This is a genomic window from Winogradskyella pacifica, from assembly GCF_003386275.1.
GTDB classification, from domain to species: Bacteria; Bacteroidota; Bacteroidia; order Flavobacteriales; family Flavobacteriaceae; genus Winogradskyella; species Winogradskyella pacifica.
The window spans coordinates 80,246-101,131 of record NZ_QREI01000006.1 but is presented as its reverse complement, the minus strand read 5'-3'; the positions used below and the strand labels follow the sequence as shown (position 1 = coordinate 101,131).

26 protein-coding genes are annotated in these 20,886 nt (G+C 35.1%); 22 read left to right on the top strand and 4 right to left on the bottom strand.

Annotated elements, in window-relative coordinates; translation table 11 throughout:
- The first annotated feature begins 61 nt into the window (after positions 1-61).
- Positions 62-1,339, top strand: coding sequence for an aryl-sulfate sulfotransferase (locus tag DFQ09_RS13100; RefSeq protein ID WP_115811052.1), 1,278 nt, complete (start codon positions 62-64; stop codon positions 1,337-1,339).
- A 200-nt stretch (positions 1,340-1,539) separates the two neighbouring features.
- Here DFQ09_RS13100 and DFQ09_RS13095 read toward each other — a convergent pair whose 3' ends face one another.
- From DFQ09_RS13095 to DFQ09_RS13080, 4 genes are all read right to left on the bottom strand, one after another.
- Entirely contained in the window at positions 1,540-2,421 is an 882-nt protein-coding gene (locus tag DFQ09_RS13095) for a hypothetical protein (RefSeq protein ID WP_115811050.1), read from the bottom strand.
- Between the two features lie 14 nt (positions 2,422-2,435).
- A complete protein-coding gene (locus DFQ09_RS13090; protein ID WP_115811048.1) occupies positions 2,436-4,145 on the bottom strand; it encodes a SusD/RagB family nutrient-binding outer membrane lipoprotein in 1,710 nt (569 codons plus the stop codon).
- A gap of 12 nt (positions 4,146-4,157) precedes the next feature.
- On the bottom strand, positions 4,158-7,313 hold the full coding sequence (locus tag DFQ09_RS13085) for a SusC/RagA family TonB-linked outer membrane protein (RefSeq protein ID WP_115811046.1): 3,156 nt from the start codon (positions 7,311-7,313) through the stop codon (positions 4,158-4,160).
- Positions 7,314-7,880: 567 nt separating this feature from the next.
- Complete coding sequence (locus DFQ09_RS13080; RefSeq protein WP_245940359.1) at positions 7,881-9,395, bottom strand: POTRA domain-containing protein; 1,515 nt, start codon at positions 9,393-9,395, stop codon at positions 7,881-7,883.
- A 352-nt stretch (positions 9,396-9,747) separates the two neighbouring features.
- Between DFQ09_RS13080 and rpsL the strand changes: the two genes are divergently transcribed.
- The 21 genes from rpsL to rplR all read left to right on the top strand — a co-directional run bounded on the left by rpsL (position 9,748) and on the right by rplR (position 20,883).
- Positions 9,748-10,122, top strand: a complete 375-nt coding sequence (gene rpsL / locus DFQ09_RS13075) for a 30S ribosomal protein S12 (protein WP_019386263.1) — start codon at positions 9,748-9,750, stop codon at positions 10,120-10,122.
- Between the two features lie 22 nt (positions 10,123-10,144).
- A complete protein-coding gene (rpsG, locus tag DFQ09_RS13070) occupies positions 10,145-10,621 on the top strand; it encodes a 30S ribosomal protein S7 (RefSeq protein WP_020897658.1) in 477 nt (158 codons plus the stop codon).
- A 3-nt stretch (positions 10,622-10,624) separates the two neighbouring features.
- A complete protein-coding gene (gene fusA, locus DFQ09_RS13065) occupies positions 10,625-12,751 on the top strand; it encodes an elongation factor G (protein ID WP_115811044.1) in 2,127 nt (708 codons plus the stop codon).
- Positions 12,752-12,762: 11 nt separating this feature from the next.
- Positions 12,763-13,068 carry a 30S ribosomal protein S10 gene (gene rpsJ, locus DFQ09_RS13060; RefSeq protein ID WP_007650482.1) on the top strand — a complete coding sequence of 102 codons (306 nt, stop codon included), beginning with the start codon at positions 12,763-12,765 and terminating at the stop codon, positions 13,066-13,068.
- Between the two features lie 175 nt (positions 13,069-13,243).
- The gene (rplC, locus tag DFQ09_RS13055) at positions 13,244-13,861 is read left to right on the top strand and encodes a 50S ribosomal protein L3 (RefSeq protein WP_115811042.1); all 618 of its coding nucleotides are present in this window, start codon (positions 13,244-13,246) and stop codon (positions 13,859-13,861) included.
- Positions 13,861-14,490, top strand: coding sequence for a 50S ribosomal protein L4 (gene rplD, locus DFQ09_RS13050; RefSeq protein WP_020897655.1), 630 nt, complete (start codon positions 13,861-13,863; stop codon positions 14,488-14,490). Before rplC ends, rplD begins: the two co-directional genes overlap by 1 nt.
- Positions 14,491-14,495: 5 nt before the next feature.
- On the top strand, positions 14,496-14,786 hold the full coding sequence (rplW, locus tag DFQ09_RS13045) for a 50S ribosomal protein L23 (protein WP_020897654.1): 291 nt from the start codon (positions 14,496-14,498) through the stop codon (positions 14,784-14,786).
- Between the two features lie 12 nt (positions 14,787-14,798).
- Positions 14,799-15,626, top strand: a complete 828-nt coding sequence (rplB, locus tag DFQ09_RS13040; RefSeq protein ID WP_115811040.1) for a 50S ribosomal protein L2 — start codon at positions 14,799-14,801, stop codon at positions 15,624-15,626.
- Positions 15,627-15,636: 10 nt separating this feature from the next.
- Complete coding sequence (gene rpsS / locus DFQ09_RS13035) at positions 15,637-15,915, top strand: 30S ribosomal protein S19 (protein ID WP_020897652.1); 279 nt, start codon at positions 15,637-15,639, stop codon at positions 15,913-15,915.
- A 5-nt stretch (positions 15,916-15,920) separates the two neighbouring features.
- Positions 15,921-16,328 (top strand): 50S ribosomal protein L22, encoded by a 408-nt coding sequence (gene rplV, locus DFQ09_RS13030; protein WP_092446804.1) that lies wholly within the window; start codon positions 15,921-15,923, stop codon positions 16,326-16,328.
- A 9-nt stretch (positions 16,329-16,337) separates the two neighbouring features.
- The gene (gene rpsC, locus DFQ09_RS13025; RefSeq protein WP_020897650.1) at positions 16,338-17,057 is read left to right on the top strand and encodes a 30S ribosomal protein S3; all 720 of its coding nucleotides are present in this window, start codon (positions 16,338-16,340) and stop codon (positions 17,055-17,057) included.
- A 20-nt stretch (positions 17,058-17,077) separates the two neighbouring features.
- The gene (gene rplP, locus DFQ09_RS13020) at positions 17,078-17,497 is read left to right on the top strand and encodes a 50S ribosomal protein L16 (RefSeq protein WP_020897649.1); all 420 of its coding nucleotides are present in this window, start codon (positions 17,078-17,080) and stop codon (positions 17,495-17,497) included.
- Positions 17,498-17,509: 12 nt separating this feature from the next.
- Positions 17,510-17,701 carry a 50S ribosomal protein L29 gene (gene rpmC, locus DFQ09_RS13015; protein ID WP_020897648.1) on the top strand — a complete coding sequence of 64 codons (192 nt, stop codon included), beginning with the start codon at positions 17,510-17,512 and terminating at the stop codon, positions 17,699-17,701.
- Between the two features lie 17 nt (positions 17,702-17,718).
- Entirely contained in the window at positions 17,719-17,976 is a 258-nt protein-coding gene (gene rpsQ, locus DFQ09_RS13010) for a 30S ribosomal protein S17 (protein WP_040756784.1), read from the top strand.
- Between the two features lie 2 nt (positions 17,977-17,978).
- Entirely contained in the window at positions 17,979-18,347 is a 369-nt protein-coding gene (rplN, locus tag DFQ09_RS13005) for a 50S ribosomal protein L14 (protein WP_092469503.1), read from the top strand.
- Positions 18,348-18,359: 12 nt separating this feature from the next.
- On the top strand, positions 18,360-18,671 hold the full coding sequence (gene rplX / locus DFQ09_RS13000; RefSeq protein ID WP_020897645.1) for a 50S ribosomal protein L24: 312 nt from the start codon (positions 18,360-18,362) through the stop codon (positions 18,669-18,671).
- Positions 18,672-18,673: 2 nt separating this feature from the next.
- Complete coding sequence (gene rplE / locus DFQ09_RS12995) at positions 18,674-19,225, top strand: 50S ribosomal protein L5 (protein WP_020897644.1); 552 nt, start codon at positions 18,674-18,676, stop codon at positions 19,223-19,225.
- Between the two features lie 2 nt (positions 19,226-19,227).
- Positions 19,228-19,497, top strand: a complete 270-nt coding sequence (gene rpsN / locus DFQ09_RS12990) for a 30S ribosomal protein S14 (RefSeq protein WP_020897643.1) — start codon at positions 19,228-19,230, stop codon at positions 19,495-19,497.
- A 65-nt stretch (positions 19,498-19,562) separates the two neighbouring features.
- Entirely contained in the window at positions 19,563-19,961 is a 399-nt protein-coding gene (gene rpsH / locus DFQ09_RS12985; protein ID WP_115811038.1) for a 30S ribosomal protein S8, read from the top strand.
- A gap of 12 nt (positions 19,962-19,973) precedes the next feature.
- Positions 19,974-20,516, top strand: coding sequence for a 50S ribosomal protein L6 (gene rplF / locus DFQ09_RS12980; RefSeq protein ID WP_115811036.1), 543 nt, complete (start codon positions 19,974-19,976; stop codon positions 20,514-20,516).
- Positions 20,517-20,526: 10 nt separating this feature from the next.
- A complete protein-coding gene (rplR, locus tag DFQ09_RS12975) occupies positions 20,527-20,883 on the top strand; it encodes a 50S ribosomal protein L18 (protein ID WP_115811035.1) in 357 nt (118 codons plus the stop codon).
- The last annotated feature ends 3 nt before the right edge of the window (positions 20,884-20,886 follow it).

Genomic DNA, 20,886 nt, shown 5'->3' with positions numbered 1-20,886 from the left:
ATTGCAAAATTAGTTTTTAATAGCTTAATAATTTAATATCTTTCACTAAAAGTTCTTGATTATGAAAATTAAAGTAATTTCTATATGTTTCTTAGTTGTAATTGTATGGTCATGTAATAAAGACGATAGTGATACTACAACTGAAATAATAGAAGAAGTAGTGCTTTCAGAGGAGGTAGAGTTATACGATTCAGATAAACTTGAAAATAGCTTAGTTCTTGGTGTTATAAATGGAGGTACGTATTCTTTTTTAATTGATAAAACAGGACGGAAACTAAAGGAATGGAATTTTGAAAATAACTTGGGTAATGATTTAGTAATATTGCCAAGTGGCAAACTATTAGGTGTTTTTAAGCCAGATGGTGATCTTGAGTTTTCATTTGGTGGATATGGAGGTGTCATTAAAATCATAAATACTGATGGTTCTATTGATTGGGAGTTTGATTATCATTCTAGTACATATTTAGCACATCATGATATAGAGATTTTACCAAATGGAAATGTTCTAATTTTAGTATGGGAGAAAGTTGTTAAAAGTGAGGTTCAATCGTATGGGATTAATGCTGTTGATGATGTTTATCCTGAAATGTTAATCGAAGTTAACCCAAGTAGTAATGCCATAGTTTGGGAGTGGCACTCTAAAGACCATCTTGTGCAAGATATTGATGAAACTTTACCTAACTATGGCATTATAGCAGATAACCCACAGCTGATTAATCCTAATTACTCCTTAAATGATAATGGTGATATTATGCATGGTAATGGGATCGATTATGATCCTGAAAAAGATGTGATTTTTTTAAGTATCAATTTATTTAGTGAAGTCTGGGTTATCGACCATTCTACTACTACAAATGAAGCTTCTACTAATATTGGTGGTAATTATGGCAAAGGAGGAGATTTAATTTATAGGTTTGGTAATCCTGGTGCTTATAATAATTTGAGTGGTACACGATTATTTGATAATAATCATTTTCCAAATTTCCTAGAGTCTAATGAACCAGGTGCTGGAAATATTCTTATTTTTAATAATGGTGCAAGTCAAGGACAGTCTGTTATTTATGAACTTGTAATGCCGACTAATTATAATTTACTGCCAAATTCAGATAATGAGCCAGAAGTAGCCTGGAGTTTTACTCATGAAGATTTGTTTAATCAAAGAATTTCTGGAGCGGTGCGCCTCAAAAATGGAAACACGCTTATTTGTGAAGGTGATTATGGATTTTGGGAAGTTACCAGAGAAAAAGAAATTGTGTGGAAGTACAATAAAGTCGGTAGTTTTTGGAGAGCTTATAATTATTTGCCTACAGATAGTGCTATTTTAAATTTAGGACTGTAAAGAAATTACAATCAGGGATATTTTAATAAAACCAAATAAAATGAAATTTGATTTTCATTTTAGAAAAATATTCAGCCTATGAGTACTATCTTTTTGTATAGTTTTTTAGAAGTATAACCAAATAAAAAACCGTTGAAGGTTAATTCAACGGTTTTTATTTTAAGATATAATAAATCTATTTTATTTTATGTCGGATTCGTTTATTCGGCACATAAAATTACCGAAAGTGGCCCTCCATCAGTTCCTGCTTCAACAGCTAAAAGAAGCTGGTCATCAGGGCCATAAATTTCAAATGAAATCTCACCATATTCATCACCAGGGTAAACCCATACCGCCGTTTCTGCACCATTAGGAATGGTTAGGGTTGCAGTTCCATTACTATAGTCGTCAACACAATCGTAAGGAACGTCCACATAAGGATTACATAATCCCACTTCTTGATCTAAAACACCATCCAAAAATAATTGTAAGCCATTACCTCCATTCGCGTCATTAGTTTGCCATCCGTCTCCATAGCTATCATGCATTTCAACTCTGTAAGTACCTGGCTGGGGTGCACAACTTACAGCGTATTGCAGGAAGTAAGTGTTGTTATCAATCTGATTGAAATCCGCTGCATAATAATTTGTGCTCCCATCGCTAGTTAAGGTTTCTACAACAGTACCGTCGCTTAAAGTAAATGCAGGATAAAAATAAAGGATATCTCCAGCCATTAAGTCAGAAGGACTAGTCAACTCAGAGAAAGCATTAATAATTTCTGCACCAGTAATAACATAGTCTTTAGGAAAGGTTGTTACACCTGCGTCTAAAGTAACAGGCCCGTAAAAATCTCCATCTACTGTTTGATATAGCGCTCTCAAATCATATGAATTTGGGTTACCTATGGCTAAATCAACATTAAATTCAAGATTTAAGGTTGCAAATGTTGTGTTTATAATAGAGGTAGCACTACCATCGACTATTGTTAAATTGCCCAATGCGCCATTTTTGTACCCTATTACAGAATCTCCACCGTCATTTTCACAGGCGATATTGATGGCGCAAAATGCTAAAACAAAGGTTATAATTTTTAAATTTTTCATGTCTTTTTTTTTATTTAGTTATCCCAAAATATAGTGTATGTCGTCGCATCTTTCTGGTCAGGTGAGTTACGGTTAACCTCCAATTCAGACTGTGGCCAAAATAGTGACACTTGATAAGGTCGATTACTTTCAGTTTCGCTATCTACCAAAGGAGCAAAATTACCAGGTACCTGTATATCTAATTGGTATTCTGGTGATGGACCGTTAGGATCAGCTAAGATAGGGTAACCTGTTCGTCTGTAATCGTTATACTGATCAAAAGGATCCCCAAAAGTAGCGACCCATTTTTGCGTCATTATAATTTCTAGCCTCTTTTCTGTTGATGCTGCATCATATTCAGCTAAAATACCATCAATGAAGTCATTTGCACGAGTTGTACCGGCTAATACAGGGACAGTTTGCGACGTTTGAGAATTAGCGACAACATCATCTACTTTAGTAAATGATGCCATAATTCCACTTTGTAAAGTGGCTCTAGCATCTCCAGCAACTAAACCTACATTGATAAGTTCTGCTCTAATAAATAAATATTCATCATAAGTTAAGATCCTGTGAGGTGCTGCCCCCGTTCCAGCGCTTACATCTGCATTTCCTCCTAGGCCGTCATCATATCTTCCTCCAGCAACAAATATTCCTGGATAAGTTGACGAATTTCTTGAAGAGCCATCTCGATCCGGTCCAACACTACCAAACCTAATGGAGTGGAAACCAGTAGAAGAGTCAAAGTAATCAGCTTTAGGATCTCCAGTAGTTGGATCTCCAACATCTGGTGGTAATTGTCCAGGAGTCAGTTGGTTAAAATAGTAATACGGTAATCTTGGGTCTGCTACATTATTATGAATTGTTGGATTCCAACCTTTTAAAATTTCATAAAACCATGGACTTGCATGGTGCGCTGTCTGACCTGTTAAATAAGAATCTCTGAAAAGAGGATTTCTTTCTTCTGCTGGGGACTGTGTTGTAGAATAACTAAATTGAAAATCATCAGCACTGCTAGCCATAAAATTATCTTGAGAAATTAATGTGCTTAATTTACTTGCATCAAACAATGGCGAAAGTCTAATTTCATTATATAGTTTCAATTTAAGTGTATTCACAAATTTGTTCCATTTGGTAATGTCTCCGCCGTAATATAAATCTTGAGTTCCAGGATTTGATCCTTGACCACTATTAATGTTAACTAAACCTTGATCAATTAAATCTAAGGCGCTTTGATAAACAGCCATTTGTTCCTCAAACACAGGGCTTAATATACCAAGCTCTAATTGAGCAGCTTCCGTATATGGGGCATCACCCCAAATATCAACAATTATAGTAGTAGCATAACCTTTTAACACTTGCGCCATACCAACAGTAATCATTTCATTTTCAGTAGTACCTTGTGCAATGATTTGATTTGTCGATGTAAAGACAGAGTATGCTACATTCCAAGTGTTGTTAATGGTAATATTATCTTGTTTAGCACCATATTGATCTTGTTCTTCACGGAACACAAACTGATGAACATATGCGGAAAGGACTTCTGCCGAGTACAATCTAAATTCAGTAATATTATTGAAGTTTATTTCAGCGTCTGTTAATAACTGCACAATTGGCACAGCAGTGGGGTTATTGGGATCTTCATTAACATCTAGATAATCGCTGCAATTGTAACAAATAACAGAAATTAATGTTATACCCAACACCAAAATTTTTTTTGGGTTTGTTTTAAATATATTTTTCATAATTATTTTTTTTTAAAATGTAACATTAAGTCTTATTCCATAGCGTTTTGAGTTCGGTGCAGACTGTGTCTCAATACCTTGAAGGTTACTACTACCGTACGCAGTGATATCTGGATCAAAATTTGTATGCTTCGGAACGTTTGGTGCAAAGTACCAAAGGTTGTTTCCTATGATGGATATATTTAAAGATCCAATAAATGTTTTTTCTAAAAATTTTCTTGGAACATCATAACCTAAGGATATTTCTCTTAAACGATACACAGTTCCATCATATATATTTGCTTCATCCACACTATTAATAGCAAAAGTATTAGAATTAGTGGTAGGGGAGAAATATAAATTATTCGCCGTCAATTGTGTTGTGTTTGGTATTTGATTACCATTTACATCTAAAATTGGCAAGCCTGAAGTTGGGTCACCGTAGAAGCCAGGGATAATATATGTTCCCTCTCTGTCTTCGGTGTCCTTGGTTACACCCCTACCTAATAGTGAGCTAATTGTAGAAGAAGAGATGTCTCCACCTTCTTTCCAATCAATCTGTGCACCAAAAGTAAATCCTTTGTACTTAAGCGTGTTGATAAAACCAATCTTAAAATCGGGAGTTGGATCACCAATAACTTTATTATCTAAAGCTTGTAGAACACCTCCACCGCCTTCTTCTATTAAGAAGTTACCGTTTGCGTCTCTCGCAAAGGCCGTCCCGTAAAACACTCCGAAGGGTTGTCCTTTTTTAGCATATGCAATTTGATTAACATCAATAGCAAACTGATCTAAACCTTCGATTAATTCGTTTACAACATTTTTGTTCTTAGTAAAAGAGGTAAACATGGTCCATGAAAAGTCATCTGTACGGATTGGAGTTAAAGTTAATCCGATCTCGTAACCTTTATTTTCCATTTCTCCAATGTTGGTTAGAAACGAAGAATATCCTGTTGAGTTAGGCACATTTACACCAGAGATTAAATCTGTTGTCGTTTTCTTGTAATACGTAAAATCTAGAATGATTCGCTTATTAAAAAATTCCAAATCAGCTCCAATTTCAAATTCTTCAGTATTCTCTGATGTTAGACTAGGGTTTCCTAATGTGGCAGGGATAAATACATTTGGTTGACCGTCCCATACAGGACCTATTCCAAACACTTTATTTATTTGGTAAGGTTGTGCATCACGACTCACGTTAGCCCATCCACCACGAATTTTACCGTAGTTTAGAATTTTATTATCAATACCTAGTGCATCTGTGAAAATGAAAGATGCAGATACAGAAGGGTAGAATGAGCTGTTATCACTTTTAGGTAATGTTGAAGACCAATCATTTCTAGCTGTAGCATTTAAAAATAAATAATCTTTAAAACTTAGCCCTAGATCTCCAAACGCACCGACTAATCGTCTACGGGTAGTAACATCATAGTCGGATGTGATATTAGCGGTGTTGTTAATAGTAAAAATATCATCAGCAATAAGTTCTGTACCTGTGTAACCTACGTCATGAGTAGATTGCTGATTGACGTTGTTTCCTACGATGAAATTCAGATTTATGTCATCAGATAAATCATAATTAAAGTTTATCGCAAAGGTAGATTCGATTTCTTCACTGTCATAATCTTCAGTGACGATACGTCCAAGAGTTGCAGCTGCTCTAGAGCCTTTATCAGTAATCTCAATTCTTCCCAGACTATATCTGTTAACTCCTAATTGATATCGTGCACTAATGTTACTATTGAAGTCGTATGAAAAATTTACGTTAGCAACGGTTCTATTTGTTCCTGTTCTGATTTGATTATGTTCCCAAGACCATAATGGATGGTCCCAACCACCATTAGGTATTACAGGTGCACCATTAGCATCTTCATATGGTAGGTTTAAATCCCAATTACGACCTAACACCAAAGTTCTTGCGAAAGAAGAAGCAGCTCCAGCAAATTGATTTTCTCCAAAGAAAGCACCTACTTGATATCCATCAGAATAACTTAAATTACCCCCAATAGTTAAGCCATTTTCTAATTTGGTATTTCCACCTACAGAAAAATTAGTTCTCTTGTATGTGTTAAAAGGAATATAGCCTTCTTGATCTAAGTTTGAGATAGTAACACTGAAATTAGAATTTTCACTATTAGAACTAAAAGTTATTGAATTATCCTTTACTAAACCTGTTCTAAATAGATCTTTTACATTATTTGGTCTAGCTTCATAAGCTACAGTCGGCCCAAATTGATCAGGGAAAGCAGTGAGTAAAGTGTTCCATGTTGGAATTGTTTCACGCGAATCGAAACGTGCACCCCAAGACCCATTGAAATTACCGTAACTGAAGTTGGTTCCAGGGCCATAAGTGTTTTGGTAATCTGGTAGGTTTGCTATTTTTTCAAAATATGCACCACTAGTTAAACTAACCTCAAACCCTTTTCTAGAATTACCTCCGGATTGTCCAGATTTAGTTGTGATTACAATTACCCCGTTCACAGCCCTAGATCCGTAAAGAGCAGCGGCAACAGAACCTTTCAAGACTTGTACATCAGCAATGTTGTTTGGATCTAATGTAGATATACCAGACTCATAACCACCACCACCTGTAATTTGGCTTGATGTCGTAATTTGATCATTACTATAAGGTGTGCCATCAACAATAAATAAAGGTTGATTACCTCCTTGAAATGAAGTTACACCTCTAATTGAAATTTTGTTTGCAGCACCAGCAACACCAGTTGATACATTAACATTTACACCCGGTACTTTACCATTAAGCGATCGTATTAAATCTGGTTCTGAGTTTTCTACAATTTCTTCAGATTTTACTGCTTTAACAGAATAACCTAGTGATTTTGCATTTCTTTTAATACCCAAAGCTGTTACTACTACTTCATCTAAAGAAGATGCGTCTTCTTCTAATGAAATATTAATCGTATTTGAGCTACCTACTTCCACTTCTTCAGTTTTAAGTCCGATGTAACTAATTATTATAATATCGCCTACATTAGCGTTTATAATGAATTTACCATCGAAGTCTGTCTGTGTACCAGTTGTAGTCCCTTTAATAATGACATTAACTCCAGGTAAGGGAAGGCCTGAGTCATCAGACACCACGCCCGAAATTGTTTTCTCTTGCGCAAACGTGAGTTGTACAAGAAACACTAATAGAAGTGTTAAAAGTCCTCTGAATTTTGTTTTCATATTTATTATAGATTAGATGTGATTGTTATCAAATATGGTAAAATTTTGTTAAAAAACCTATAATTACATAATAAATATTATTGCAAGGAATTGTTTTGAGGTTTTTTTGCTATCAATGTGGGCTTGCCATCTCTTTAAAGTACTGCGGATAGGGTGAATTTGTTTTGTTAGGTGTAAGTGACTTTATTGTAGGTTATTACTAATTGTATCACTATAACTAAGGATTGTTTAAAGACTATTTTTAATTGGAAGAGGAAGGATTTCTGAATTTGTCAGAACAAGCTTAGATTAAGGCTGGGGTTATTTATTAAGACTATCGAATCTACCTTTGTTTTAGATCAGTTTTTTACTTTTACCAGTATTGGTTAAATAAATTTTAAATAGGCTATACTAGTTTGTTTTAATGAATATAATATAGTTGCCTTTGTTTTCTTGACTAACTGTGTTATGGGAATATTCGTTTAAATTTTAGAAACTCAATCCTAATCATCTGTTTGTAGGATTAGCTTATGATTTGGTAAGCGTTAATAATCATAAATTTTTACCGTTCGTTTATATTTAAAACCACTAGAAAGTAGCCGTTAAACTAAGGTGTACTTTTGAATCCGATAATTTAAACTGTCTATTTTCTGTCTTTCCGCTAGAGTAATTTAAACGAAAAAGTCCGGCATTGGTCAGTAGGCCTAAACCAAATCCAAAACCAAAGAGTTTTTCTTTAGTGTCTGTAAGTTTGTTTTCAAAATATGCAGCATCTAAAACGGAATGTACATATAAACTAGTGCTGAGGCGATAGCGGTACTCTGTACTTAGAACGCCGTACAGATTAGCTACTAAGCTGTTTTCTTCAAAGCCACGTATAGAATTGATACCACCAAAACGAAACAATTCATTATCTAAATAATTGTCAGAAGCTAATGTGGCACTGTTTATTCTGGTGTAAAAGCTATTTTTATTATTAAGATTGAAAATTTTATAGGTGTCTAATGTGAATACTGTTTGGTTTTCTTTTCCTAAATTATTGGTTCTGCTTCCGAGACCAGATGAAAAATCGAACCAAAAATTTATCGGAAATAAAGGGTCGTAGGACTGCGATTTTGTGTAATTATAATGAAGTGTGTAGTAATTGGATTTGTAATCGTTTAATATATCAGTATCATTTTCTAATAAATTAGTGGATGTAGTGGTGTTGATTCCAACTCCTACTTTGTGCTGAGCATTAATGAGGTAGTTAATTTTAGCATATTGTTTAGCATTTAGAAACGTTGAATCTTTTCTAAAAATATTAAGACCAACTTGAAGTCCAATAGGGGAGCTAAATAAATAAGGTAAATCGGCATCAACCATAAAGGTTTGTTGGTCTATTTCGTCACTTTTATATTGTAGATTTAGTGTTTCACCAAAATTTAGATTATTAATGAGTCTTAAATCTAAATACCCATCAAATTCAATTTTATTGGTGTTTTCGTTGGTGCCAAAACCTAAGAAGCCATCAAAGCTATTCGTTTTTGTTTTCTCTACATATATATATAGTGTAGTAGAATCTTGAGTGAAAAGTACTTCGGGATCTTTTATTTTGGAAGCAAAGCGTAATTCATTTAATAACTCTACCTTTTCTTTTATCGCATTTAGGTTGAAGGATTTTCCAGTCTTCAATTTCATAAAATGTTTGAGATAAGATTTCGGGAACTTTTCGTAGCCTTTAATAATGATCTTGTCAATACGTCGTTTTTCGTTGGAAACAATTTTTAAATCTGCAGTTAATAATTCGGGAGTCAACTTGGTAATATTTATAAGTTGTAACGTCGAAAACGGGTCACCTTGTTCGGCTATTCTAGAATTTAAGCTTTTTAGATAGGTTTCGAGCTCTGTTATTTTAAGTTCGAAGAAATGTTTGTCATTTGAATTGCTGTTTGATTTTAAAAGAGCAACGTTGAAACTCGAATCGTAATACACTCGGATTTTCTGTACTCGTTTCCCTAGTCTGAATAGAGCATTAAATAGTGTATCATTCGGTTTGCTTACGGTTTCAATAGTGGTATCTATATAACCTTGCTTCGTTAGCTTTTCTTTTAATAGATTCATTTCTGATTGCAAGCCATTGTAGTTATTGAATTTTTTTAAATAACCTATAGAGTCAATAATTTTAGTTGAAGCTTCATTTTCGCCACTAATATTTAAATTAAGCGATTGAGCTATGCATTGATTTGAGAAAATCAGAAGTGAAGCAAAAAAAATAATTCGGCTAAAAAACTGCATTGGCATTAAATGGAATAACTCATTATAGTAACGTAAAAATAGGGTATAATATATAGGACTTTAAAAAAAGTTTATATTTAATTTAAAAATTAGTTCACAACTGTTTGAATTATAGATATTAATTTATACCTTTGCAGCCCTCAAAAGTGAGGGTTAATAAAATTTTATATAGAAATATATGCCAACAATTTCACAATTAGTACGAAAAGGAAGAGCCAAAATAACCAAGAAGAGTAAATCGGCTGCTTTAGATTCGTGTCCTCAAAGACGTGGTGTATGTACTCGTGTTTATACAACGACACCTAAAAAACCTAACTCAGCAATGCGTAAGGTAGCAAGGGTTCGTTTAACAAACGGAAACGAAGTAAATGCATACATTGGTGGAGAAGGTCACAATTTACAAGAGCACTCGATAGTATTGGTTAGAGGTGGAAGGGTAAAAGATTTGCCAGGAGTTAGATATCACATCGTTCGTGGTGCTTTAGATACAGCAGGTGTATCAGGAAGAACACAACGTAGATCTAAGTATGGTGCAAAACGCCCTAAGAAGTAATTTAAAACTTTAAGAAGAAGACATGAGAAAAAGAGCAGCAAAAAAGAGACCGCTTTTACCAGATCCAAGATTTAACGATCAGTTAGTAACACGTTTTGTTAACATGATGATGTGGGATGGTAAGAAGTCTATCGCTTTTAAAGTATTCTATGATGCAATTGATATTGTTGAAGAGAAAAAGAATGATGACGAAAAAACAGCTTTAGAGATTTGGAAAGAAGCTTTATCTAACGTAATGCCTCACGTAGAAGTACGTAGTCGTCGTGTTGGTGGTGCTACATTTCAGATTCCAATGCAGATTCGTCCAGACCGTAAGGTTTCAACTGCGATGAAATGGTTAATTAGCTTTTCACGTAAAAGAAACGAAAAATCTATGGCGCAACGTTTAGCAGCAGAAGTATTAGCTGCAGCTAAAGAAGAAGGAGCAGCTGTTAAGAAAAGAACAGATACTCATAAGATGGCAGAAGCAAATAAAGCATTCTCACACTTTAGATTTTAAGAAATGGCAAGAGATTTAAAACTTACAAGAAATATAGGGATTGCTGCTCACATTGATGCTGGTAAAACAACAACAACAGAGCGTATTCTTTTTTATACGGGAGTTTCACACAAAATTGGAGAAGTACATGATGGTGCTTCTACAATGGACTGGATGGAGCAAGAAGCAGAAAGAGGTATTACAATTACGTCTGCAGCAACAACTTGTGACTGGACATTTCCAAAAGAAAATGGTGAGCCAACAGCAGAAGCTCAAGATTACCATTTTAATATTATTGATACTCCAGGTCACGTAGATTTTACGGTAGAAGTTAACCGTTCATTACGTGTGCTAGATGGTTTAGTGTTTTTGTTTAGTGCAGTTGATGGTGTTGAACCACAATCTGAAACAAACTGGAGACTAGCCGATAACTATAAAGTGCCAAGAATTGGTTTCGTTAATAAAATGGACCGTCAAGGCTCTGACTTTTTAGGAGTTTGTCAACAAGTAAAAGACATGTTGAAGTCTAACGCAGTGCCAATCGTTTTAAACATTGGTGATGAGGATGATTTCAAAGGTATCGTAGATTTAGTTAAGAATAGAGCTATTGTATGGCATGATGATAATTTCGGAGCTACATTCGATGTTGTTGCTATTCCTGATTCAATGAAAGATGAAGTGCGTAAATACCGTGCTATGTTAATTGAAGAAGTAGCTAGTTATGATGAAAATCTTCTAGAAAAATTCATGGAGGATGAAGATTCTATTACAGAAGAAGAAGTGCATGCTGCACTTAGAGCTGCTGTAATGGATATGGCTATTATACCAATGGTATGTGGTTCTTCATTCAAAAATAAAGGTGTTCAGTTTTTATTAGATGCTGTTTGTCGTTACTTACCTTCTCCAATGGATAAAGAAGGTGTGGTTGGAATGAATCCTGATACAGAAAAAGAAGAAATTCGTAAGCCAAGTGTAAACGAACCTTTTGCTGCTTTAGCATTTAAAATAGCAACAGATCCTTTCGTTGGTCGTTTAGCATTTTTCCGTGCTTATTCTGGTCGTTTAGATGCAGGTTCTTATGTGTTAAATAACCGTTCTGGTAAGAAAGAACGTATTTCACGTATTTACCAAATGCACGCTAACAAGCAAAATGCAATTGACTTTATTGAAGCTGGAGATATTGGAGCTGCTGTTGGATTTAAATCTATCAAAACAGGAGATACACTTACAGATGAGAAACATCCAATTGTTTTAGAATCTATGGACTTCCCTGATCCAGTAATTGGTATCGCGGTTGAGCCTAAGACGAAGGCAGATGTTGATAAGTTAGGTATGGGATTAGCTAAGTTAGCTGAAGAAGATCCTACATTTACAGTGCGTTCAGATGAAGCTTCAGGTCAGACTATTATTTCTGGAATGGGAGAACTTCACTTGGATATTATTGTAGATCGTTTAAGAAGAGAATTTAAAGTCGAGGTTAACCAAGGTCAACCACAAGTTGAATATAAAGAGGCTATTACACAATCTGCTGATCATAGAGAAGTTTATAAGAAACAATCTGGTGGTCGTGGTAAATTTGCTGATATCGTATTTACGATTGAACCAGCAGACGAAGGTGTTGTAGGTCTTCAATTTGAATCTGTAATTAAAGGTGGTAACGTTCCTAAGGAATTTATACCTTCAATTGAAAAAGGATTTAAAATGGCAATGCAAAATGGACCATTAGCTGGTTTTGAAGTAGACGCTATGAAAGTGACATTGAGAGATGGATCTTATCACGATGTCGATTCTGATCAGTTATCATTCGAATTAGCAGCGAAATTAGGATTTAAAAATTCTGCAAGAGCGGCTAAAGCGGTTATAATGGAGCCAATCATGAAACTTGAGGTGATTACACCAGAAGAAAACATGGGTGATATTGTAGGTGATTTAAACAGAAGAAGAGGACAGATGAGTAGTATGGGCGATAGAGCTGGTGCAAAAACTGTAAAAGCTACTGTACCATTATCAGAAATGTTTGGTTATGTAACTACATTGAGAACATTGTCTTCAGGTAGAGCAACATCAACAATGGAATTTTCACATTATGCTGAAACTCCTTCTAATGTATCAGAAGAAGTAATTAAAGCAGCTAAAGGACTTGAATCGTAAATCTTAATAAAATGAGTCAAAAAATCAGAATAAAATTAAAATCTTACGATCACAATTTAGTAGACAAGTCTGCTGATAAGATTGTAAAAACAGTAAAAAGTACAGGTGCAGTAGTAACAGGACCAATTCCATTACCAACACACAAGAAAATTTTCACTGTATTACGTTCACCACACGTAAATAAGAAATCTAGAGAACAATTTCAATTAAGCTCTTACAAGCGTTTATTAGATATTTACTCTTCATCTTCTAAAACAATTGATGCTTTAATGAAACTTGAATTGCCAAGTGGAGTAGAAGTTGAGATCAAAGTGTAATTATACATTAACATGTCCTAAGCTGCGAGCGAAGGAAAAACGGTAAAAATACAATTCAAGGCTGAAACGTATTTTCGGCCTTGTATTTTATATACGCATGGACAATTTGCGAGTTGTCCCAAAAAACAAACAAAAAATGGCAAGTCGCAAATTGTCATAATAAAAACTAAAAATTATGTCTGGGTTAATTGGAAAAAAAATCGGTATGACCAGCATTTTCGATGAAAATGGGAAGAACATTCCTTGTACAGTAATCGAAGCTGGACCATGTATCGTTACCCAAGTCAGAACTGAAGAAGTGGATGGTTATTCAGCCCTTCAATTAGGTTTCGATGACGCGACAGAAAAAAGCGCTACTAAAGCTGACTTAGGTCATGCTAAAAAAGCGGGTACTTCTGTAAAACGCAAAGTTGTTGAATTCAAAGGTTTTGATTCGGAGTACAAATTAGGTGATGCAATCACTGTTGAGCAATTTATTGAAGGAGAATTTGTGGATGTCGCAGGAACTTCTAAAGGTAAAGGTTTTCAGGGTGTTGTAAAACGTCACGGTTTTGGTGGTGTAGGTCAAGCAACGCATGGTCAACATAACCGTTTAAGAGCTCCAGGTTCTATTGGTGCAGCTTCTTATCCTGCGAGAGTATTCAAAGGAATGAAGATGGCAGGTAGAATGGGTGGTGACACAGTTAAAGTTCAAAATTTAAGAGTTTACAAAGTAGTTCCTGAAAAGAACTTACTAGTGGTAAAAGGATGTGTTCCTGGTCACAAGAATTCTTATGTAATCATTGAGAAATAATGAAGATAGCAGTTTTAGATATAAACGGAAAAGATACGGGTAGACAAGCTGAGCTTTCTAAAGACGTATTCGCTATAGAGCCTAATAATCACGCTGTCTATTTAGATGTTAAGCAATTCTTAGCAAATCAAAGACAAGGGACGCATAAGGCAAAAGAAAGAGCAGAGATCTCTGGAAGTACACGTAAGATAAAGAAACAGAAAGGTACTGGTACTGCGAGAGCAGGTAGTATTAAGTCTGGTGTATTTAGAGGTGGTGGTCGTATGTTTGGTCCTAGACCAAGAAATTATGGTTTTAAGTTAAACAAAAACCTTAAGCGATTAGCACGTAGATCTGCATTAAGTATTAAAGCAAATGATAAGTCAATTTTAGTCTTGGAAGATTTCAGTTTTGAAGCACCAAAGACTAAAAATTTCCTCAATGTTTTAAAGGCTTTAGAGGTTGAAAACAAAAAATCTCTTATTGTGTTGGGTGGTACAAATAATAATGTATATTTGTCCTCACGCAATTTTAAAGGCTCTGAAGTTATAACAGCTTCAGAATTAAGCACTTATAAAATTATGAATGCTAATAAAGTAATTCTAATTGAAAGTGCTTTAGAAGGAATTGAATCGAATTTAAGTAAATAGAACAGATGAGTATCTTAAGAAAACCTATAATCACAGAAAAGGCAACGAAACAAAGTGAGTTGTTTAATGCATATGCATTTGAAGTGAACACTAAGGCGAACAAGGTAGAAATCAAAAAAGCAGTGGAAGCTGCTTATGGAGTTTCTGTTGAAAAAGTTCGTACAATAAATGTCCGTCCAGATCGTAAGACCAAGTTTACAAAAACTGGTGTTCAGCATGGTAAAACAAATGCTATTAAAAAGGCAATTGTACAACTGGCGGAAGGTGAAACAATAGATTTATACACTAACATGTAATTTTAGACATTAATGTCAGTAAGAAAATTAAAACCGATCACATCAGGTCAGCGATTTAGAGTAGTAAATGGATTTGACGCCATTACTACTGATAAGCCGGAGAAAAGCTTGCTTGCTCCGAAAAAGAGATCTGGTGGTAGAAACAGTCAAGGAAAAATGACAATTCGCCAAGTAGGTGGAGGTCATAAGAAAAGGTATCGTATTATCGATTTCAAACGTAACAAAGCTGGGGTTCCTGGTGAAGTTAAGTCTATTGAATACGATCCAAACAGAACAGCATTTATTGCGCTATTAAACTACCAAGATGGTGAGAAACGTTACGTTATCGCTCAAAATGGTTTACAAGTAGGGCAAAATATAGTGTCTGGTGAAACAGGTGTAGCTCCAGAAATTGGAAATGCAATGCCTTTAAGTGAAATACCATTAGGAACAATTATTTCTTGTATTGAGTTACGTCCTGGACAAGGTGCTGTAATGGCTCGTAGTGCTGGTGCATTTGCTCAGTTAATGGCAAGAGGTGATAAATTTGCTACAGTAAAGTTACCGTCTGGTGAAACTAGAATGATTCTAGTAACATGTATGGCTACTATTGGTGCGATTTCAAATTCAGATCATCAATTACTAGTATCTGGTAAAGCAGGTAGAAGTAGATGGTTAGGAAGACGTCCAAGAGTAAGACCAGTAGTGATGAACCCAGTCGATCACCCAATGGGTGGTGGTGAAGGTAAATCTTCAGGTGGTCATCCAAGGTCTAGAAACGGTATTCCTGCTAAAGGATTTAGAACACGTTCTAAGACAAAGGCGAGTAATAAGTATATTGTAGAACGTAGAAAGAAATAATTAAGATAGTATGGCACGTTCATTAAAAAAAGGACCTTATATCCACTATAAATTAGATAAGAAAGTTGCAGAAAATGTAGCTTCAAACAAAAAGACGGTAATCAAAACTTGGTCTAGGGCTTCAATGATTTCTCCGGATTTCGTTGGACAAACTATAGCAGTTCACAATGGTCGTCAATTTGTTCCAGTATTTGTTACTGAAAATATGGTAGGTCATAAATTAGGAGAATTTTCACCAACAAGATCTTTTAGAGGTCATGCAGGTGCTAAGAATAAAGGTAAAAAATAAGAATCATGGGAAGTCGTAAAAAACAAATGGCGGAAGCTATTAAAGCCGAGAAAAAGCAGGTTGCTTTTGCAAAGCTAAATAACTGTCCTACATCTCCAAGAAAAATGCGTTTAGTAGCGGATTTAGTAAGAGGAGAAAAGGCAGAGAAAGCTCTTCAGATTCTTAGATTTAGTCAAAAAGAAGCATCACGTCGTTTAGAGAAACTTGTAATGTCTGCTATTGCAAACTGGCAAGCTAAAAACGAAGATGCTGATGTTGAAGAAGCTAAATTGTTTATCAAAGAAATTAGAGTAGATGGTGGTTCTATGTTAAAGAGATTGCGTCCAGCACCTCAAGGTAGAGCACACAGAATTAGAAAGAGATCTAATCACGTAACAGTGGTTGTAGATGCAATAAATAAAACACAAAGCTAAGATAGAGATATGGGACAAAAGACAAATCCAATCGGAAATCGCTTAGGAATTATCAGAGGATGGGAGTCTAACTGGTACGGAGGAAACGATTATGGTGATAAACTTGCCGAAGACGATAAGATTAGAAAATACGTTCACGCGCGTTTATCTAAAGCTAGTGTAAGTAGAGTAATTATTGAGCGTACGCTTAAACTTGTAACCGTTACTATCACTACTGCTAGACCTGGTATTATTATCGGAAAAGGTGGCCAAGAGGTAGATAAGTTAAAAGAAGAGCTTAAGAAAATTACTGGCAAAGAAGTTCAATTGAACATCTTTGAAATTAAAAGACCTGAACTAGATGCATTTTTAGTAGCAGCAAGTGTTGCTCGTCAAATTGAAAGTCGAATTTCATACAGACGTGCAATAAAGATGGCTATCGCCGCTGCCATACGTATGAATGCTGAAGGAATTAAAATTCAGATTAGTGGTCGTTTGAATGGTGCTGAAATGGCGCGTTCTGAACACTATAAAGAAGGACGTATTCCTTTGTCTACTTTTAGAGCTGATATTGATTATGCTTTAGTAGAAGCACATACTACTTATGGTAGATTGGGCATCAAAGTTTGGATAATGAAAGGCGAAGTATATGGGAAAAGAGAACTTTCTCCATTAGTCGGTTTATCTAAACAACAAAAAGGTAAAGGTGGACGTGGTGGAAACAAGAACCAATCTCGTCGTAGAAAGTAATTTTTTAAAGAAAAGACAAAATGTTACAGCCTAAAAGAACAAAATTTCGTAAGCAGCAAAAAGGACGTATGAAAGGAAATGCGGGAAGAGGTCATTTGTTATCAAATGGAACTTTCGGTATTAAATCATTAGAATCAACTTTTATTACTGCACGTCAAATAGAAGCAGCGCGTATTGCAGCTACTCGTTACATGAAAAGAGAAGGGTCATTATGGATTAAAATTTTTCCAGACAAGCCTATCACAAAGAAACCTCTTGAAGTACGTATGGGTAAAGGTAAAGGTGCCGTTGAATATTGGGCAGCAGTTGTAAGACCAGGACGTATGTTATTTGAAATAAGCGGTGTGCCATTAGAAACAGCTCAAGAAGCACTTCGATTGGCAGCACAGAAACTTCCTGTAAAAACTAAGTTTATCATAGCTAGAGATTACGAAGCTTAATAGAAAGATATTATGAAGCAATCAGAAATTAAACAGCTTTCAATAGCTGAGTTACAAGAGAAACTTAGTGAATCTAAGAAGAGTTATACGGACCTGAAAATGGCTCATACAATTTCTCCTTTAGATAACCCAATTCAGTTACGAGTTGCTCGTCGCACAGTAGCTAGAGTAGCAACAGAATTAACTAATAGAGACGTACAATAATTGTATTCTGCTGAAAGATGGAAAAAAGAAACTTAAGAAAAGAACGTATAGGGATCGTAACTAGTAACAAAATGGAGAAATCTATTGTTGTTTCAGAAGTTAAGAAGGTAAAACACCCTATGTATGGAAAATTCGTGTTAAAGACTAAGAAATATGTCGCACACGATGAGACAAACGACTGCAACGAAGGAGATACAGTAAAGATCATGGAAACACGACCTTTAAGTAAATCTAAATGTTGGAGATTAGTAGAAATAATTGAAAGAGCGAAGTAATTATGTTACAACAAGAATCAAGATTAAAAGTAGCTGATAACACTGGTGCAAAGGAAGTTTTAACTATCCGTGTACTAGGTGGAACCAAAAGAAGGTATGCTTCTGTAGGGGATAAAATCGTAGTATCTGTAAAAGATGCTACACCAAACGGTAGCATTAAGAAAGGTGCTGTTTCTACAGCGGTTGTTGTACGTACGGCTAAGGAAGTAAGACGTCCTGATGGATCTTACATTAGATTTGATGACAATGCATGTGTGCTTTTAAATCCTCAAGGGGAAATGAGAGGAACTCGTGTTTTTGGTCCTGTAGCAAGAGAACTTCGTGATAAACAATTCATGAAAATAGTATCATTAGCACCAGAAGTGCTTTAATTGATAAATAAAATGACAAAGCTTAAAATAAAATCAGGAGATACAGTAAAAGTAATAGCTGGCGATCATAAAGGGTCAGAAGGTAAAGTACTTAAAGTATTAATAGATAAGAACAAAGCCATCGTGGAAGGTGTAAATATGGTTAAGAAACATACTAAACCAAGTGCACAAAGTCCTCAAGGTGGTATTGTAGAGAAAGAAGCATCTATGCATATCTCTAACTTATCGTTGTTAACTTCAAAAGGAGAAACAACTAGAGTTGGTTATAAAATGGATGGCGATAATAAAGTGAGATTTTCTAAAAAATCTAATGAAGTAATTTAACTATGGCTTACGTTGCAAGATTAAAACAAGAGTACAAGGACAAAATTGTTCCTGCTCTTACGGAAGAATTTGGATATAAAAATGTAATGCAAGTACCTAAGCTTACTAAGATAGTAATATCTAAAGGTGTTGGTGCTGCTGTTGCGGATAAGAAATTAATCGATCACGCAGTAGAAGAACTTACAAAAATATCAGGACAGAAAGCTATACATACAATGTCTAAGAAAGATGTTGCTTCTTTTAAGTTACGTAAAGGGATGCCAATTGGTGCCAAAGTAACTTTAAGAGGAGAGCAAATGTATGAGTTCTTAGATCGTTTAGTAACTTCAGCTTTACCACGAGTAAGAGATTTTAACGGAATCAAAGCTACAGGTTTTGATGGACGTGGAAACTATAACTTAGGTATTGTAGAGCAAATTATTTTTCCAGAAATAGATATTGATAAAGTCAATAAAATTTCAGGAATGGATATCACATTTGTGACTTCTGCTGAAACCGATAAGGAAGCAAAGTCTTTATTAACAGAACTAGGATTACCATTTAAAAAGAATTAATTATGGCTAAAGAATCAATGAAAGCCCGTGAGGTTAAGCGTTCTAAAACGGTAGCTAAATATGCAGAGAAACGCAAAGCTTTAAAAGAAGCTGGCGATTACGAAGCATTACAAAAGTTACCTAAAAATGCATCACCTATACGTCAGCACAACCGTTGCAAACTTACAGGAAGACCTAAAGGTTACATGAGACAATTTGGAATTTCTCGTGTAATGTTTAGAGAAATGGCTAACCAAGGATTAATTCCTGGTGTTAGAAAAGCAAGTTGGTAAAAAGATTATAAATTGGTTTCAGGTTTGGTAATAGTACCGAAAACCGCTACCGCAAATTAATACATATGAACACAGATCCAATAGCGGATTATTTAACGCGAGTTAGAAACGCAGTAAAGGCAAATCACAGAGTGGTTGAGATTCCTGCATCTAACTTAAAAAAAGAAATAACTAAGATTTTATTCGATCAAGGATTTATCTTAAGTTATAAGTTTGACGATTCTTCAGTACAAGGTACTATCAAAATTGCTTTGAAGTACAGTAAAGACACTAAAGAGTCGGTTATCAAAAAAATTCAAAGAATCAGTAAACCAGGTTTACGTAAATATGCTTCTTCTAACGAAATGCCAAGAATCCTTAACGGTTTAGGTATTGCAATTGTTTCTACATCTCACGGAGTGATGACAGGAAAACAAGCGCAGAGAGAAAATGTTGGTGGTGAAGTTATTTGTTACGTATACTAAAAACAGGAAATTATGTCAAGAATAGGTAAAAACCCAATAACAGTTCCTGAAGGTGTAACAGTTGAGATTAAAGACAACATGATTACCGCTAAAGGTAAACTAGGAGAATTAACTCAAGAGTATTCGGAGATTGAAATTACATTAGAAGACGGAACTATTACTTTAGAGCGTTCTTCTGATAAGAAAGATTTAAGAGCAAAACATGGTCTTTATAGAGCATTAATTGCTAATATGATAGAAGGTGTATCAAAAGGCTGGACCAAAGAACTAGAATTAGTTGGTGTAGGTTATAGAGCATCGAATCAAGGACAAAAATTAGATTTAGCCGTAGGATTTTCTCATAATATTGTTTTGGACATCGCTTCAGAAGTAACAGTAGAGACAATCTCAGAAAAAGGTAAAAATCCAAGAGTTAAATTAACGTCTTTTGACAAACAATTAGTTGGCCAAGTTGCTGCAAAGATTCGCGGTTTTAGAAGGCCAGAACCTTACAAAGGAAAAGGTATCAAGTTTGTTGGTGAAGAAATTAGAAGAAAAGCAGGTAAATCAGCTTAATAATTAAGTTATGGCATTGACAAAGAACGAAAGAAGATTAAGAATAAAGAGCAGAATCCGTAAGGTAGTATCTGGTACTGAGACAAGACCAAGATTGGCTGTTTTTAGAAGTAATAAAGAAATTTATGCTCAAGTTGTAGATGATGTTACTGGTAAAACTTTAGCTGCTGCATCTTCAAGAGATAAGGACATTGTAAAGTCTAAAGGAAACAAAACAGAGGTAGCTGCGTTAGTTGGTAAAACTGTTGGTGAAAAAGCTAAGAAGGCTGGTGTTGATACTATTTCTTTTGATAGAGGTGGTTACTTATATCACGGAAGAGTAAAATCATTAGCAGAAGGTGCTAGAGAAGCAGGACTTAAATTTTAAGAC

Bases quoted from the DNA above. Each gene is read 5' to 3' on its own strand.
- DFQ09_RS13100 (WP_115811052.1), top strand. From the start codon at position 62: ATGAAAATTAAAGTAATTTCTATATGTTTCTTAGTTGTAATTGTATGG.
- DFQ09_RS13095 (WP_115811050.1), bottom strand. From the start codon at position 2,421: ATGAAAAATTTAAAAATTATAACCTTTGTTTTAGCATTTTGCGCCATC.
- DFQ09_RS13090 (WP_115811048.1), bottom strand. From the start codon at position 4,145: ATGAAAAATATATTTAAAACAAACCCAAAAAAAATTTTGGTGTTGGGT.
- DFQ09_RS13085 (WP_115811046.1), bottom strand. From the start codon at position 7,313: ATGAAAACAAAATTCAGAGGACTTTTAACACTTCTATTAGTGTTTCTT.
- DFQ09_RS13080 (WP_245940359.1), bottom strand. From the start codon at position 9,395: ATGAATCTATTAAAAGAAAAGCTAACGAAGCAAGGTTATATAGATACC.
- rpsL (WP_019386263.1), top strand. From the start codon at position 9,748: ATGCCAACAATTTCACAATTAGTACGAAAAGGAAGAGCCAAAATAACC.
- rpsG (WP_020897658.1), top strand. From the start codon at position 10,145: ATGAGAAAAAGAGCAGCAAAAAAGAGACCGCTTTTACCAGATCCAAGA.
- fusA (WP_115811044.1), top strand. From the start codon at position 10,625: ATGGCAAGAGATTTAAAACTTACAAGAAATATAGGGATTGCTGCTCAC.
- rpsJ (WP_007650482.1), top strand. From the start codon at position 12,763: ATGAGTCAAAAAATCAGAATAAAATTAAAATCTTACGATCACAATTTA.
- rplC (WP_115811042.1), top strand. From the start codon at position 13,244: ATGTCTGGGTTAATTGGAAAAAAAATCGGTATGACCAGCATTTTCGAT.
- rplD (WP_020897655.1), top strand. From the start codon at position 13,861: ATGAAGATAGCAGTTTTAGATATAAACGGAAAAGATACGGGTAGACAA.
- rplW (WP_020897654.1), top strand. From the start codon at position 14,496: ATGAGTATCTTAAGAAAACCTATAATCACAGAAAAGGCAACGAAACAA.
- rplB (WP_115811040.1), top strand. From the start codon at position 14,799: ATGTCAGTAAGAAAATTAAAACCGATCACATCAGGTCAGCGATTTAGA.
- rpsS (WP_020897652.1), top strand. From the start codon at position 15,637: ATGGCACGTTCATTAAAAAAAGGACCTTATATCCACTATAAATTAGAT.
- rplV (WP_092446804.1), top strand. From the start codon at position 15,921: ATGGGAAGTCGTAAAAAACAAATGGCGGAAGCTATTAAAGCCGAGAAA.
- rpsC (WP_020897650.1), top strand. From the start codon at position 16,338: ATGGGACAAAAGACAAATCCAATCGGAAATCGCTTAGGAATTATCAGA.
- rplP (WP_020897649.1), top strand. From the start codon at position 17,078: ATGTTACAGCCTAAAAGAACAAAATTTCGTAAGCAGCAAAAAGGACGT.
- rpmC (WP_020897648.1), top strand. From the start codon at position 17,510: ATGAAGCAATCAGAAATTAAACAGCTTTCAATAGCTGAGTTACAAGAG.
- rpsQ (WP_040756784.1), top strand. From the start codon at position 17,719: ATGGAAAAAAGAAACTTAAGAAAAGAACGTATAGGGATCGTAACTAGT.
- rplN (WP_092469503.1), top strand. From the start codon at position 17,979: ATGTTACAACAAGAATCAAGATTAAAAGTAGCTGATAACACTGGTGCA.
- rplX (WP_020897645.1), top strand. From the start codon at position 18,360: ATGACAAAGCTTAAAATAAAATCAGGAGATACAGTAAAAGTAATAGCT.
- rplE (WP_020897644.1), top strand. From the start codon at position 18,674: ATGGCTTACGTTGCAAGATTAAAACAAGAGTACAAGGACAAAATTGTT.
- rpsN (WP_020897643.1), top strand. From the start codon at position 19,228: ATGGCTAAAGAATCAATGAAAGCCCGTGAGGTTAAGCGTTCTAAAACG.
- rpsH (WP_115811038.1), top strand. From the start codon at position 19,563: ATGAACACAGATCCAATAGCGGATTATTTAACGCGAGTTAGAAACGCA.
- rplF (WP_115811036.1), top strand. From the start codon at position 19,974: ATGTCAAGAATAGGTAAAAACCCAATAACAGTTCCTGAAGGTGTAACA.
- rplR (WP_115811035.1), top strand. From the start codon at position 20,527: ATGGCATTGACAAAGAACGAAAGAAGATTAAGAATAAAGAGCAGAATC.